11 protein-coding genes are annotated in these 14,311 nt (G+C 61.0%); 7 read left to right on the forward strand and 4 right to left on the reverse strand.

Annotated features, from left to right (window positions below; translation table 11 throughout):
- Positions 1-474 precede the first annotated feature (474 nt).
- Positions 475-1,641: a hypothetical protein gene (locus E8M77_RS02710; protein ID WP_137129184.1), complete on the reverse strand. Its 1,167-nt coding sequence runs from the start codon at positions 1,639-1,641 to the stop codon at positions 475-477.
- 445 nt (positions 1,642-2,086) lie between these two features.
- Here E8M77_RS02710 and E8M77_RS02715 point away from each other — a divergent pair, with 445 nt between their 5' ends.
- A complete protein-coding gene (locus E8M77_RS02715) occupies positions 2,087-3,571 on the forward strand; it encodes a glycosyltransferase family 39 protein (RefSeq protein ID WP_137129070.1) in 1,485 nt (494 codons plus the stop codon).
- Between the two features lie 42 nt (positions 3,572-3,613).
- Here the strand turns inward: E8M77_RS02715 and hutC are convergent, their stop codons facing one another.
- Positions 3,614-4,360 carry a histidine utilization repressor gene (hutC, locus tag E8M77_RS02720; protein WP_137129071.1) on the reverse strand — a complete coding sequence of 249 codons (747 nt, stop codon included), beginning with the start codon at positions 4,358-4,360 and terminating at the stop codon, positions 3,614-3,616.
- Positions 4,357-5,703 (reverse strand): formimidoylglutamate deiminase, encoded by a 1,347-nt coding sequence (locus E8M77_RS02725; protein ID WP_137129072.1) that lies wholly within the window; start codon positions 5,701-5,703, stop codon positions 4,357-4,359. The genes hutC and E8M77_RS02725 overlap by 4 nt, the downstream gene beginning before the upstream one ends.
- A gap of 95 nt (positions 5,704-5,798) precedes the next feature.
- Here E8M77_RS02725 and hutI point away from each other — a divergent pair, with 95 nt between their 5' ends.
- The 5 genes from hutI (at position 5,799) to E8M77_RS02755 (ending at position 11,894) form a co-directional block, all read left to right on the forward strand.
- On the forward strand, positions 5,799-7,073 hold the full coding sequence (gene hutI / locus E8M77_RS02730; protein ID WP_137129073.1) for an imidazolonepropionase: 1,275 nt from the start codon (positions 5,799-5,801) through the stop codon (positions 7,071-7,073).
- Positions 7,070-8,605: a histidine ammonia-lyase gene (gene hutH, locus E8M77_RS02735; RefSeq protein WP_137129074.1), complete on the forward strand. Its 1,536-nt coding sequence runs from the start codon at positions 7,070-7,072 to the stop codon at positions 8,603-8,605. Before hutI ends, hutH begins: the two co-directional genes overlap by 4 nt.
- Positions 8,606-8,834: 229 nt before the next feature.
- Complete coding sequence (hutG, locus tag E8M77_RS02745) at positions 8,835-9,644, forward strand: N-formylglutamate deformylase (protein ID WP_137129185.1); 810 nt, start codon at positions 8,835-8,837, stop codon at positions 9,642-9,644.
- Position 9,645: 1 nt separating this feature from the next.
- Positions 9,646-11,319, forward strand: a complete 1,674-nt coding sequence (gene hutU, locus E8M77_RS02750; RefSeq protein ID WP_137129075.1) for a urocanate hydratase — start codon at positions 9,646-9,648, stop codon at positions 11,317-11,319.
- Between the two features lie 2 nt (positions 11,320-11,321).
- Positions 11,322-11,894, forward strand: coding sequence for a HutD family protein (locus E8M77_RS02755; protein ID WP_137129076.1), 573 nt, complete (start codon positions 11,322-11,324; stop codon positions 11,892-11,894).
- A 9-nt stretch (positions 11,895-11,903) separates the two neighbouring features.
- Here the strand turns inward: E8M77_RS02755 and E8M77_RS02760 are convergent, their stop codons facing one another.
- Complete coding sequence (locus E8M77_RS02760) at positions 11,904-12,953, reverse strand: LacI family DNA-binding transcriptional regulator (RefSeq protein WP_246659103.1); 1,050 nt, start codon at positions 12,951-12,953, stop codon at positions 11,904-11,906.
- Between the two features lie 239 nt (positions 12,954-13,192).
- Here E8M77_RS02760 and ugpC point away from each other — a divergent pair, with 239 nt between their 5' ends.
- The gene (ugpC, locus tag E8M77_RS02765) at positions 13,193-14,269 is read left to right on the forward strand and encodes a sn-glycerol-3-phosphate ABC transporter ATP-binding protein UgpC (protein ID WP_137129077.1); all 1,077 of its coding nucleotides are present in this window, start codon (positions 13,193-13,195) and stop codon (positions 14,267-14,269) included.
- The last annotated feature ends 42 nt before the right edge of the window (positions 14,270-14,311 follow it).

Below are 14,311 nucleotides of genomic sequence, written 5' to 3' on the forward strand. Positions count from 1 at the left end.
AAACAATTCAGTCGTAACAAATCCGGCAAAATCATAATAATTTTACAAATTTTTTGCCATCAATACGCAAATTGCACCGCTGAAAAGCAGCACAGATGGGTACAAAGCATTACGTATAATTACATTTCTATTGTCGTTGCTGACATTGGGATGGACGATATCAAAACCTGCGAATGCGCAAAGTCCAACGGCGGGCAGTATAGACAGCGACACGAAATACGAATTTATCGCGCATTGGGACGTGAGCAAGCTCAACCAGATCCTGACCACCGAAACACCGCAGTTTGCCGATCTCAAGGTGGCGTATACGCCTGCCCGCAATGGCGTGAACCTTTACAAGTGTCGATGGTAGAAGACCTGACCCAGGCCGTCGGAACCAGACGTGGTTTGTTTCCGACGGCTTGACGAAGTGTGTCCGAGGCCATGCTGCCGCAGCCAGCCAGCAGGCGGCCTGAGAACCTCGGCACGCCCTTATCAGGCTTTGGGCAGAGGACCCTCGCCCGTATAGCCGGCAAATGTGCATGCCGGCAAAGGTCCCGCAACCATGAGGCCGAAATCGAACGGCGAGCGGCAGTCGGAATCCAGCACATATTGCCGATGGACCCGCAGGAAGTCGCGCCGGATTTTCGCATAGCGCTCAGATGTCAGCATGTGCTTGATGCGGATGAGTGCGATATGCGCCGCCGGTGCGTCCTCATGTCCGCAAAGGGCAACGACCCGCGCCTTGTAGAAATTGATGATGTCGGTGAGACACTGGACATCGAGCCAGAACACCTCGCGCACGCGCGCAATAGCCCCGACCCTTTGTCGCAAAAGCCCGGCCGATTTCAAAAATGCGCATTGAAGCGTGGCGCCGCCCAGCGTGGCAAACACAACCTTCTTGCCGGCCAACAGATCCGGCTCCTCTTCCAGAAGTCTGCCCAGGACATGCGCCGCCATGCTGGAGCCCATGCTATGCGAACTGATGACATACTCATCCGCCGTTTCGGCAAGGGCAAGCTTGGCCGCCGCCATGCTGCGCGCCAGCCAGTCCGTCACATAGGATTCGTCCAGCCGCGCCACCGCGACCGCCAGTTCCCAGTCGGAAAACAGGTGTAACATATGCGATCTTTCCGCCCAGGGAACGAAAAAACGCAGAAAGAAGACATAGGCGAGCACCAGACCGATCAGGGTGTGCCACGGGGCAAGACCGAGCCAGAACGGATAGGTAATCAGCGCAAGACTTACCAGCAGGGCGGCAGCGACGACCAGGAAAGGGAAGATGAAAAACAGGCCGAAGCGCCAAGCATGGCGGAAATAGGCCGTCGCCCCGCCTTCCGCCACCACCTGCGCCGCAGCAGCGAACCCGCGCAGCAGACGCAGCACCAAAGGGCGATTGTTCAGCCTGTCGACGATTTCGCTATGGTCGAAAATATGGACGCGGCTATCGGTCTGCCAACCGTCACCCTGGCTATCCACATCGAAAAACGGCTGAACAGCATCACCGTTCAAAGCGGATGTCGTTGCCGAAAAATCCCAAAGCTTGGCGGTCTTGACCATTGAGCGTGCAAATCGCTCCCGGTGCTTTGCGGCATCGAGCCCTTCAAAACCCGGAAAATGCAGAACCACCCGTTTTCTGATGGCGGTGGGCGGCTGGATCATGGACACGTCGCATTCCTTCTGGTGACGTCATACCATCACGCAGCGTGGTGGAACTGGACGGTCTTCAAGGCATTCTTCGGGCAGGCGGTTCTCGTCAAATCGCCCTGGCCGCGCCGCGATAGCAGATCACGCAGCGCTTCAAAAGCCAGAACGCGGCGCTCATCACAGACAGTTGCGCCGGAAGCAGATAGCTACCCGTCCGGGATGCTCACAAGCCTCTTGATCACTGGCAGCGAGCAGCGTAGGGATCTTTCAAATCGAAAGTGACTAAAAAGGTAAAATCGTCATTTCGATACATGCTTGTGTTTTGGCAGATACTGACCCGCAAGCGCATCGCCATCCTGCCGGCTGGAAACAGTGTCTGGGCGGCCGATCCAACCCGCAGGTCGCCGGCTTCCGGTGCCATTGCAACAAGGCCCGTTTGAACAGATTTGCGCGATACCGAATGAACCATCCCGAACAGCCCACGTCTGCCTCACCCTTCCCCAGCGAAGTCATCGCCCTTGCGGCGGTGTATTTCTTTGTCACCTTCCTCGTGCGCCTCGCTCTGCCACCGGGCCTGCGCATGGACGAATCGCAGCAGGTCTTTCTGTCACAATGGCTGACAGCGGGATATGACGCACAGCCGCCGCTGTATAACTGGGTTCAGCGCCTCGTGTTCGAGTTGACGCAGAACTATGTTTTGGGCCTTGCCGCCTTGAAGGGTGTCGTGCTGGCTGCAGTCATCGCCACCTATGCCAAACTTGCGCACATGGTACTGAAGGATCGGGCCTTCACGCTGATGGCCACGCTTGGCCTGTTCCTCACGCCACAATTCTTCTGGCAGGCGCAGCGCGACCTGTCGCACACCACCGCAACCTTGCTGTTCGTCAACCTGACATTGATGGCAACAGTGCGCACGGTCGAGCGCCCAGCGACCATCAACTATCTCCTGCTTGGGGCTGCCATCGGCCTCGGCATGCTGACGAAATATAATTTCGCATTGTTCGTTGCGGGCCTGGCTGTCGCAACGGTTCTCACCCGGCAGGGACGACAGAGCCTGTTGAACTGGCGTTTTGCCCTGACGATCCTGATTGCAGGACTTGTATTCCTGCCGCATGCCATCTGGCTATTCAACCATCTGGCGGTTGCCTCGAGCGTCACGGTGGCCCGCATGGCCGAAGATGCGGGAAACAACAGCAGGTCACTGCAAATCCTGATTGGGCTTGCCAATCTTGTTCTGATGACGGCCATTGCCGTCGCACCAGCTGTCATTCTCTTCGGCCTTGCCTTTGGCCGACCGACCCTGCACCTTGTACGCCGCCCTCACCAATGGGACCGCTTCTTCACGCTTCTGCCAACCGCCATTCTGATGATCCTGGTGGTGCTGATCCTTGCCACCACTTTCACCACGTTTCGCGATCGCTGGCTGCTGCCGCTTCTGCAATATGCGCCGATTTCGCTATGCCTGCTGCTGCAGGCTGCGGGCGTTGATGCCGAACGGGGATGGCAGCGCATCTGGCGCGGCGTCATCATCATGGCCCTCGCGATTCCCGTCGCCCTTTTGGTCGTCGGCCTTGCCGACAAGACATCGCACTATCGCAAGCCCTATGGGGAGTTTACCGCGCAGTTGCGTCGCGAACTGCCGGTGGAACCGGGCCTGATCATCACCAATGATTGGCATACGGCGGGTAATATGAAGGCGCAGTGGCCGGCCGTGCCGGTCATGGCGGTGGATTTCCCCAATCTGCAACTGACGCCGATTGCCGGGCGCCCCATCCTGCTGGTCTGGCGCGATGATGCCGATCTGCCAGCTTCCATTCAGACCTGGCTTTCCACGAATCTTGGACGACAGGCGGACACGCGAGAGGCCCGCGCCTTGTCCCTGCCCTATACGGGTGGCGACGACAGCAAGGTCTCCAGCTTTCACTACATTCTGCTTGCGCCCTGAGATCATGTTCGGCGCGCAGCAATGTGGCGGCACAGTTCTATCTCACGCGCCCTCGCCGCCGGGCTGGAAACGGGCCACCAGTGCATGGCGGTCTCCGGGATAGGTAAAGCGCACGAAGGTGACGGGACCCGACGCGCCCCAGGTGCGCCGCTCGATCACCAGACATGCGGCATTGCGGGCAATTCCAAGGCTGGTGGCCGTCTCGGCCGTGGCGGCCAGCGCCTGGATGCGGTGTTCGGCAGTATTCCACGGCACGCGGCTGATCAGCCAGGCACCCGGCGCCATGTCCAGAAAGGTCTCGGCCTCTGCCTCCGGCACCGTGGCAAGGTTGATCAGGCGCTGTTCAAGGCAGAATGGCCGCTCGCCGGCCAGATGCAGGCAGGTCAGGTCCAGGATCGGCGCGCCTTCGGCCAGTTCCAGATGCAGCCGATCCTTGGCGCTGGCCACTCGGCGGGCACGTTTTTCCAGCCGAAATGCATAGGCGAGCTTCAGTGCCCGAACCTCTGCCTCGATATCGTGGATTTCCAGCACGGCCGCCTGTCCCACGGGTTGGGATACAAAACTGCCTGACTTCTTGCGTCGCTCGATAAGCCCGGCGCGGGCAAGCTGGGTCAGCACCTTGTTGGCCGTCATGCGCGAGCAGCCATATTGCGTGGCAAGATCCACCTCGAAGGGAAGTCGATGACCGGGCGGCCAGTCGCCGGAGAGAATATGGCGCTCCAGATCGCCCAGAATGCGGCTGTGCAGCGTGCCTTCCTTTTCCGCCGATGCGTGCCGTTCTCCGCTCATTGCACCATCAATTCCCGCATCACTGTCTGGAACCGACCATTTATCGCGTCCCGGTGACAATGGCGACCTTTTTCCACCTGTTTGCGGCCCTGCACCCAGACGAAATCCACCGAAACACCGCCGGCAAAGATCCATTGATCGAGAATCTGGTCGCCTGCCAGATAGGGAACGGCGTCCACATTCAAGGCGACAAAATCCGCGCTGGCACCCGGCGCGATGCCGGATGGTGCGGTAAGCGCCTGTGCCCCGCCGGCAAGGGCTTCATCAAACAGCCGGCGTCCCGTCGAGCCTTCTGTCTTGGCCACGACATTGCGCGCCTTGAGGCCAAGACGCTGCGAATATTCAAGCTGTCGCAATTCCTGCGCCACCGAAATCAGGATGTTGGAATCCGAGCCGATCCCGAGGGAACCGCCTTGCGCCAGAAACGCCTCGCCCTCGAAAATACCATCGCCGAGATTGGCCTCGGTGATCGGGCACAGACCCGCCACGGCACCGGCGCGGGCCACGCCTGATGTTTCCTCAGCTGTCATGTGCGTCGCATGGATCAGGCACCAGCGATGATCGACCGGCGCATTGGCCAGCAGCCATTCCACCGGGCGCTGGCCCGTATGGGAAAGGCAATCCTCCACCTCCTTCACCTGTTCGGCGACGTGAATATGCACCGGACCACCGTTTGCGAGCGGCAGGATCAAAGCCAGTTCCTCGGGCGCAACAGCCCGCAGACTATGCGGTGCAATGCCCAGACGCGCACCGGGCAGGCGTGCGGTGAGCATGCCGCAGGCTTCCATCTGCCGGGCAAACTGATCGGGCGAATGGATGAAGCGCAGCTGGCCATCGGCGGGTGGCTGACCGCCAAAACCGGAATGGGCGTAGAAGACCGGCAGCAAGGTGAGGTTGATGCCCGTCTCGACGCTTGCCGCCGCAATGCGCTCGGCCATCTCGGCGATATTGCCGTAGAGCCCGCCGTGCTTGTCGTGATGCAGGTAATGAAATTCGCCGACCCGGCCAAAACCCGCCTCCAGCATTTCCATGTAGAGCTGCGCTGCCACCGCCTCCACCTGATCCGGCGTCATGGAGAGCGCAAAGCGATACATCAGCGAGCGCCAGCTCCAGAAACTGTCGGCACCCGGCCCGCGAACCTCGGCAAGGCCGGCCATGGCCCGCTGGAAGGCATGAGAATGCAGGTTGGGCATGGCCGGAATGATCACCGCATGGCACTCATCTGCCGGCTGCGGCGCCGCATCATGCTGAATGGCGGCGATCTGTCCGGCCGTGATTGTCAGCCTGACATTGCGGCACCAGCCCTGCGGCAACAAAACATTCTCTGCGTGGATCACAACCATCAACCTGCCCTCTCTTCCGGAGGCCGACGAAATTCCGCTTGCCTCACGGTTATAATGTATATACATGTTTTCACGAAAGAGAAGGCGAAAGACCGATGGTAGAGGACGTTTTTTCACCAGAACATACGCAAGGGACGGCAAGGCCGACCCTCTGGCGCCATGCGCGGCTCGCGACCTTGGCTGAGGGCGCAGAGGGGCTGGCGCTGGTAGACGACGGTTGCATTCTGGTGCGCGATGGCCGCATCGCCTATGCGGGCCCGGAAGCGAGACTTGCCGCTGGCGCCGCAGACGGTGCCGAGATTGTCGATTGCGGCGACCGTTGGATCACGCCCGCCTTCATCGATTGCCACACGCATCTCGTCTATGGCGGCAACCGCGCGCTCGAATTTGAAATGCGGCTGGCCGGCGCGACCTATGAAGAGATTGCCCGCGCCGGTGGCGGCATTGTCTCCTCCGTCAGCGCCACCAATGCGCTCAGCGTCGAACAACTGGTAGAACAGTCGCTGCCAAGGCTCGATACGCTGCTGGCAGAGGGTGCTTCGACTGTTGAAATCAAATCGGGCTATGGGCTTTCGATAGAAGGCGAAATGAACATGCTGCGCGCCGCGCGCCGCCTCGGTCAAATCCGCCCGGTGCGCATCCTCACCAGCTGGCTTGCGGCCCACGCCACGCCTCCCGCCTATAAAGGCCGCAACAGCGACTACATTGCCGACGTGGTTTTGCCAGGGCTGACTGCCGCGCATGCGGAAAGGCTGGTGGATGCGGTGGATGGCTTTTGCGAAGGCATCGCCTTTTCGCCCGATGAAATTGCCCGCGTGTTCGATGCGGCAAAGGCGCTTGGCCTGCCGGTCAAGCTGCATGCCGAACAGCTGTCCAATCTCGGCGGCACGCGTCTCGCCGCCTCCTACCAAGCGCTGTCTGCCGATCATCTGGAATATCTGTCGCCGGCGGATGCTAAAATCATGGCGGATGCCGGAACGGTTGCCGTCCTCCTACCCGGCGCCTTCTACACGCTGCGGGAAAAGCAATTGCCGCCGATTGCCGCCCTGCGTGCCGCTGGCGCGCGCATTGCGCTTGCCACCGACAGCAATCCAGGCACCTCGCCACTCACGTCGCTGCTGCTGACGATGAACATGGGGGCCACCCTGTTTGGGCTGACCGTCGAGGAATGCCTTGCCGGCGTGACGCGAGAAGCGGCGCGGGCGCTTGGCCTTCAGGCCGAGACCGGCACGCTGGAGACCGGAAAATCTGCCGATTTCGCGGTCTGGTCGATCGAGCGACCCGCCGAACTTGTCTACCGCATGGGCTTCAACCCGCTTCATTCGCGGGTGTGGAAAGGCCAGACCATTCTTCAAGGAGCATCCGCATGACAACCACTCTCAAGCCCGGCAGCGTGACGCTCGCCGATCTTGCCCGCATCTACTGGACCGGCGAAAGCGTTGTGCTCGACCGTAGTTTTGATGCCGGGATCGCGCGTGCCGCCGCCCGCATTGCCGAGATTGCCGCTGGAAACGCGCCGGTCTATGGCATCAATACCGGCTTTGGAAAGCTCGCCTCGATCAAGATCGATTCAGCCGATACGGCGACCCTGCAGCGCAATCTCATTCTCTCGCATTGCTGCGGCGTGGGTCAGCCCATGGCAGAAAACATCACGCGCCTCATCATGGCGCTGAAGCTCGTGTCTCTCGGGCGCGGCGCATCCGGCGTGCGGCTGGACCTGGTCCGGCTGATCGAAGCCATGCTCGACAAAGGCGTCACGCCGCTCATCCCGGAAAAGGGTTCTGTGGGCGCATCTGGTGATCTTGCCCCGCTTGCCCATATGGCAGCCGTGATGATGGGCGAAGCGGAAGCCTTTTACCAGGGCGAGAAACTGCCCGGCGCCGAGGCTTTGAGGCGCGCAGGTCTTGCGCCCGTCATTCTTGCAGCCAAGGAAGGCCTTGCGCTGATCAATGGCACGCAGGCTTCAACAGCGCTGGCGCTTGCCGGTCTTTTCCGGGCACATCGGGCAGCGCAGGCGGCACTGATTACCGGCGCACTGTCCACCGATGCCGCCATGGGTTCATCCGCCCCCTTCACTGCCGACATTCACACATTGCGCGGCCACAAGGGCCAGATCGATACCGCCGTTTCGCTACGCGCCCTGCTGGAAGGCTCCGTCATTCGTGAAAGCCATCTGGAAGGCGATGAGCGCGTGCAGGACCCCTATTGCATTCGCTGCCAACCGCAGGTGGATGGCGCCTGCCTTGATCTCTTGCGCATGGCTGGCCGTACGCTCGAAATCGAGGCCAATGCCGTCACCGATAATCCGCTGGTCCTGTCGGACAATAGCGTCGTTTCCGGCGGCAATTTTCACGCCGAACCGGTGGCCTTTGCCGCCGACCAGATTGCCATTGCCGTCTGCGAAATCGGCGCGATTGCCCAGCGGCGCGTCGCACTTCTGGTCGATCCGGCGCTGTCTTATGGCCTGCCGGCCTTTCTGGCGAAGAAGCCGGGGCTGAATTCCGGCCTGATGATTGCCGAGGTCACCTCTGCCGCCCTGATGAGCGAAAACAAGCAGATGTCGCATCCGGCCTCGGTGGATTCGACACCCACCTCCGCCAATCAGGAAGACCATGTCTCCATGGCATGCCATGGCGCACGCCGCCTGTTGCAGATGACCGAAAATCTCTTTGCCATCATCGGCATCGAGGCGCTGACGGCAGCGCAAGGGGTGGAATTCCGCGCACCCCTGACGACGAGCCCCGAGCTTCTGAAGGCAATTGCCGCGCTACGCGCCGTCGTCCCCACGCTGGAAGAGGACCGTTTCATGGCGCCGGATCTTGCCGCCGCCGCCGCGCTGGTGGCGGATGGATCGCTGGTGGCCTGCGTTTCGGATGGCCTTCTGCCCGGACTGGAGGGGTGATGTCGATGACTGTGTTGCCCCCTCTGCCCTGCCGGGCATCTCCCCCTCAAGGGGGGAGATCAGCAAGACGCTCGCTCCCTGCCTCGATTATACAACTCGGCAAGGAGCCAACTCTACGGGGAGATGGAAATTACGGCCTTGGCGCGGATCGATCTCCCCCCTTGAGGGGGAGATGGTCGGCAGACCAGAGGGGGGGTGCAACAGTCTCCGTCAAAGGAGAACTGCGATGATGCCGGTCTTCGAAGTCACCCAAGGCAGCTCCCCCGTCATCCTCGCCTTCCCGCACACGGGAACGCAGGTGCCGAGCGAGATCTATGACCGGCTGAACGACAACGGAAAGCTGCTCGCCGATACCGACTGGCACATCCATGATCTCTATGCCGGGCTGTTGCCGCAGGCGACAATGGTTCGCGCCACATTCCACCGCTATGTGATCGATGCCAATCGCGACCCCACGGGTGTCAGCCTCTATCCCGGCCAGAACACGACAGGCCTCATTCCGGAGACGGATTTCGATGGTCTACCGATCTGGCGCGAGGGACAGGCGCCAACGGAAAGCGATATCGCTGAAAGGCTCGTAACCTTCCACGCGCCTTATCATGCGGCGCTTTGGGCCGAAATCGAACGGGTGAGAGCCCTTCATGGCGTGGCCGTGCTGTACGATTGCCACTCGATCCGCTCGACAATTCCCTTTCTGTTTGAAGGGCGGCTGCCGGATTTCAACATCGGCACCGATATGGGGCGCACCTGCGACCCGGCCATCGAGGCTGCCGCAGCCGGCATTACGGCTGAGGCGTCAGGCTATACGAGCATTGTCAATGGCCGCTTCAAGGGCGGCTGGACCACCCGCCATTATGGCCGGCCGGAAACCGGGGTGCATGCCATCCAGATGGAGCTTGCACAGATCAGCCATCTGGCAAGCGAAGCGCCACCCTTTGCCTATGCGCCTGAAAAGGCCGAGCGGCTTCGGGTGCATCTGAAAGCCATTCTGGAACGGATCGAAGCCGTTGCCCACGACATTAAGAACAAGGGGAAATGACATGACCAATCCACGCCACAATATTCGCGACGTGCGCGCTGCAACCGGCACCGAACTCACCGCCAAAAGCTGGATGACGGAAGCGCCGCTGCGCATGCTGATGAACAATCTCGATCCGGACGTCGCCGAGCGCCCGCATGAACTGGTGGTCTATGGCGGCATTGGCCGGGCAGCCCGCACCTGGGATGATTTCGACAAAATCGTCGAGACGCTGAAAACGCTGACGGAGGAGGAAACCCTCATCGTCCAATCGGGCAAGCCCGTCGGCGTGTTTCGCACCCATAAGGATGCGCCGCGCGTGCTGATTGCCAATTCCAATCTCGTGCCGCATTGGGCCACCTGGGATCATTTCAACGAGTTGGACAAGAAGGGACTGGCCATGTACGGCCAGATGACCGCTGGATCCTGGATCTATATCGGCACGCAGGGCATCGTGCAGGGCACTTACGAGACCTTCGTCGAGGCCGGTCGCCAGCACTATAACGGCAGCCTGAAGGGCAAGTGGATCCTGACCGGCGGGCTTGGCGGCATGGGTGGCGCACAGCCGCTGGCCGCTGTCATGGCCGGCGCCTGCTGCCTTGCCGTAGAATGCGACGAGACCCGCGTCGATTTTCGTCTGCGCACCCGTTACGTGGATGCCAAGGCCCATACGCTGGACGAGGCTTTGGCGCTGATCGATCAATGGACCAAGGCGGGCGAGGCAAAGTCCGTCGGCCTCATCGGCAATGCCGCCGATATCTTCCCGGAACTGGTTCGTCGTGGCGTAAAGCCGGATATCGTTACCGACCAGACCTCGGCGCATGACCCGATCCACGGCTACCTGCCCTCCGGCTGGACGGTGGCCGAATGGCGCGCCAAGCAGGAGAGCGATCCGAAATCGGTAGAAGTTGCAGCGCGAGCATCCATGAAGGTGCATGTCGCGGCCATGGTGGATTTCTGGAACATGGGCGTGCCGACGCTCGATTACGGCAATAATATCCGCCAGGTGGCCAAGGAAGAGGGTCTTGAAAACGCCTTCGCCTTTCCCGGCTTCGTGCCGGCCTATATCCGCCCGCTGTTTTGCCGCGGCATCGGCCCCTTCCGTTGGGCAGCTCTCTCGGGCGATCCGGAGGATATCTACAAGACCGATGCCAAGGTGAAGGAACTGCTGCCCGACAACACCCACCTGCACAACTGGCTGGACATGGCGCGCGAGCGCATTGCCTTCCAGGGCCTGCCGGCGCGCATCTGCTGGGTGGGTCTTGGCGATCGCCACAAGCTGGGTCTCGCCTTCAACGAAATGGTGCGCAGCGGCGAGCTGAAGGCCCCGGTCGTCATCGGCCGCGACCATCTTGATAGCGGCTCCGTCGCCTCGCCCAACCGCGAGACGGAAGCCATGAAGGACGGTTCGGATGCCGTATCCGACTGGCCGCTGCTGAATGCGCTCCTGAACTGCGCGTCCGGTGCCACCTGGGTATCATTGCATCATGGCGGCGGCGTCGGCATGGGCTTTTCCCAGCATTCCGGCATGGTCATCTGCGCCGACGGCACGGATGATGCGGCACGCCGGCTGGAACGGGTGCTGTGGAACGATCCGGCAACCGGCGTCATGCGCCATGCCGATGCCGGCTATGACGTGGCGCTGGATTGCGCGCGCGAGAAGGGCCTGCGCCTGCCCGGCATTCTGGGCAATTGACGATGCAGGTTCTGAAGGCCGATGACTACAAGCGCATGCCTTGGAAGAATGGCGGCGGGCAGACGGCGGAGATCGCCGTCTATCCACCTGATGCCGGGCTTTCCGGTTTCGACTGGCGTCTCAGCATGGCAACAGTGGCCAGCGATGGTCCCTTTTCCAGCTTTCCAGGCGTCGATCGAACGCTGACCATCCTGTCAGGTGCTGGCATGATCCTTCATGGGCAAGACGGACAGGACATCACCCTGACGCGCCGTTCACCGCCCTTTTCCTTTGCCGCCGATGAACCGATTTCGGCGGTACTGGTCGATGCGGCAGTCGTTGATCTCAATGTCATGACGCGGCGGGACCGCCTGTCGCACCGGGTAGAACGCAAAAAACCACCCTTCACACTGGAGCAGATGCAAGATGTCTCTGTCGTCTTCTGCCTCGGCGGAACGACGACACTCGGCTGCGGCCCATCGGCCGCTCGCCTGCAAAGCTTTGACTGTGCCATCCTGTCTGCCGCCGACCTTCCAATGAAGCTCGACGGCAGCCATGAGGTTCTGGTGATCGAATTTGCCGAAACCTCGGCCTAATTCCGCTTCTTAGCTGCTTCGCCGGTGCAAAAGCGTGAAGCGCGTGTCGATCGTCATCTGCGGCGCGGGCGCCTTGCCCCCCATATGCTCGATGATCAGCCGGGCGGCCTCCTTGCCGATCAGGTCGCCGGAGGGGCGGATGGTGGTAAGCGGCGGATTGCAGGCGGCGCTGAAGCTCAAATCACCAAAGCCCACCAGTGCCAGCTTTTCCGGCACGGCAATCTTCAGCCGCTCGCATTCAAACAGAACACCGAGCGCCACGTGATCGTTGGATGTGGCGATGCCATCAATGTCCGGCAGTGTCTGCATCGTTTCAGACAGGAGCATGGCACCAACTTCGGCCGAGGATGGCGCCGGATGCTGCATCACGTCCACGCTCACGCCTGCTTCGGCTGCGGCCGCCATGAAACCATCGCAACGCAGTCGCGCACGCCTGTCTTCATGCATGCGGGCACCGAGAAAGGCCAGGCGGCGACGTCCCTGCTGGATGAGGTGGCGGGCGGTGGCCGCCCCCACCTGCTCATGGTGAAAGCCGATCGCCGTATCGATCTGCGGGCCGCCAAGTTCCCAGATCTCGATGACCGGCACGCTGGTCTTGCCCAGCATGCGGCGCGTCGCCTGCGAATGGGAAAGCCCGGTCAGCACGACAGCAGCCGGCGCCCAGGAGAGCGCGGTGCGCACCAGGTCTTCTTCCTCGCGCTCGTCATATTCCGTATGCCCCAGAATAACCTGCAGGCGTTCCTTGCGCAGCGCCACCTGCATGGCGGCCACCGTTTCGGCAAAGAAGGCATTGCGCACGGACGGAACGATAATGCTGACGGCACGCGAAGACGCGGCAGCCAGACCGCCGGCCACAAGATTCGGCACATAGTTCAGCTTGTCTATGGCATGCGCAATGGCACTACCGGCACTGGCAGAGACCGCATCCGGGCGGCGCAGATAGAGCGACACGGTGGAAGGCGACACTTTGGCCAGTTCGGCCACATCCATCATCGTCACGCTCTGCATCTTGCGTCGCTGGCGCGCCGGTCGTGGCACACCAAGATTCTTCTGCCCCATTTTATCTCCTCACCGCAGCGCTATTATCTAAAATTCTAATCTGTTGAACCTCCCCGGACAACATAATTCTAAATTATATGTCCAAAATAATCTCCTTTACACTCTATATCTGCAGAATTGTCATATTCTAATCATCACATCAAAACAGGCTATCAGCCATTGCATTTAAAAATCGCAGCGCTATGATCCGATCCCGATAGAATGCTGCAGGGCCCCGCGCCCTGTCTCGGGAGGAACTTATGGCATCCGTCAGCCTACGCAAGCTTGAAAAGAGCTATGGCGCACTTCGCATCGTCAAGGGCATCGATCTGGACATAAAGGATGGCGAATTCGTCGTCTTTGTCGGCCCGTCCGGCTGCGGCAAGTCAACGACGCTGCGCATGGTTGCCGGCCTCGAATCAATCAGTGACGGCGAAATCCTGATTGGCGACCGCGTCGTCAACAAGCTCGCGCCCCGCGAGCGCGATATCGCCATGGTGTTCCAGGACTATGCACTTTACCCGCACAAGACCGTGCGCGAAAACATGGGCTTCAGCCTGAAAGTTCGGGGCGTGGCGGTAAAGGATGCCGAGACCCGCATCAACGAGGCCGCCGAAATGCTGGGCATTGCCCATCTGCTCGACCGGCGTCCCGGCCAGTTGTCCGGTGGCCAGCGCCAGCGCGTTGCCATGGGGCGCGCCATCGTACGGCGCCCGCAGGTCTTTCTCTTCGATGAGCCCCTGTCCAACCTCGACGCCAAGCTGCGCGGCCAGGTTCGCACGGAAATCAAACGCCTGCACCAGCAGATCGGCACGACGATCATCTATGTCACGCATGACCAGGTGGAAGCCATGACCTTGGCCGACCGCATCGTCATCCTGCGCGGCGGCGATATCGAGCAGGTCGGCACGCCGGACGAGGTCTACAACAAGCCGCAAAGCGTTTTCGTCGGCGGCTTCGTCGGCTCGCCGGCCATGAATTTTGCCAAGGCGAAAATCGAGGCCGGCCATGTGTGCTTTGCCAATGGCGACCGGCTGCCGCTATCGGCCATCCAGACCGGCAAGGAAACCGCATTCGACGGACGTGACGTGATTGTCGGCATTCGGCCGGAGCATTTCGTCACGGCGGCCGATCCGGCCATCACACTCACGGCCACGGTTCAGGTCGTTGAACCGCTCGGCTCCGACACGCTGGTGCATTTCGACATGGGCGGTGAAACACTGACGGCACGCATGCCGCCAGACATGCGCCCGACGGTAGGCGCCACGCTGCGCCTCGGGCTTGATCCGTCCAAGGTTCATCTCTTCGATGCCGCAAGCGAACGCGCCATCGGCTGATGCTCCTCGCGCGGGGGAGTGGTTTGGGCCCGCGCATCGTTA

The organism is Rhizobium sp. FY34 (assembly GCF_005222845.1).
In the GTDB taxonomy this organism is placed as follows: Bacteria; Pseudomonadota; Alphaproteobacteria; order Rhizobiales; family Rhizobiaceae; genus Neorhizobium.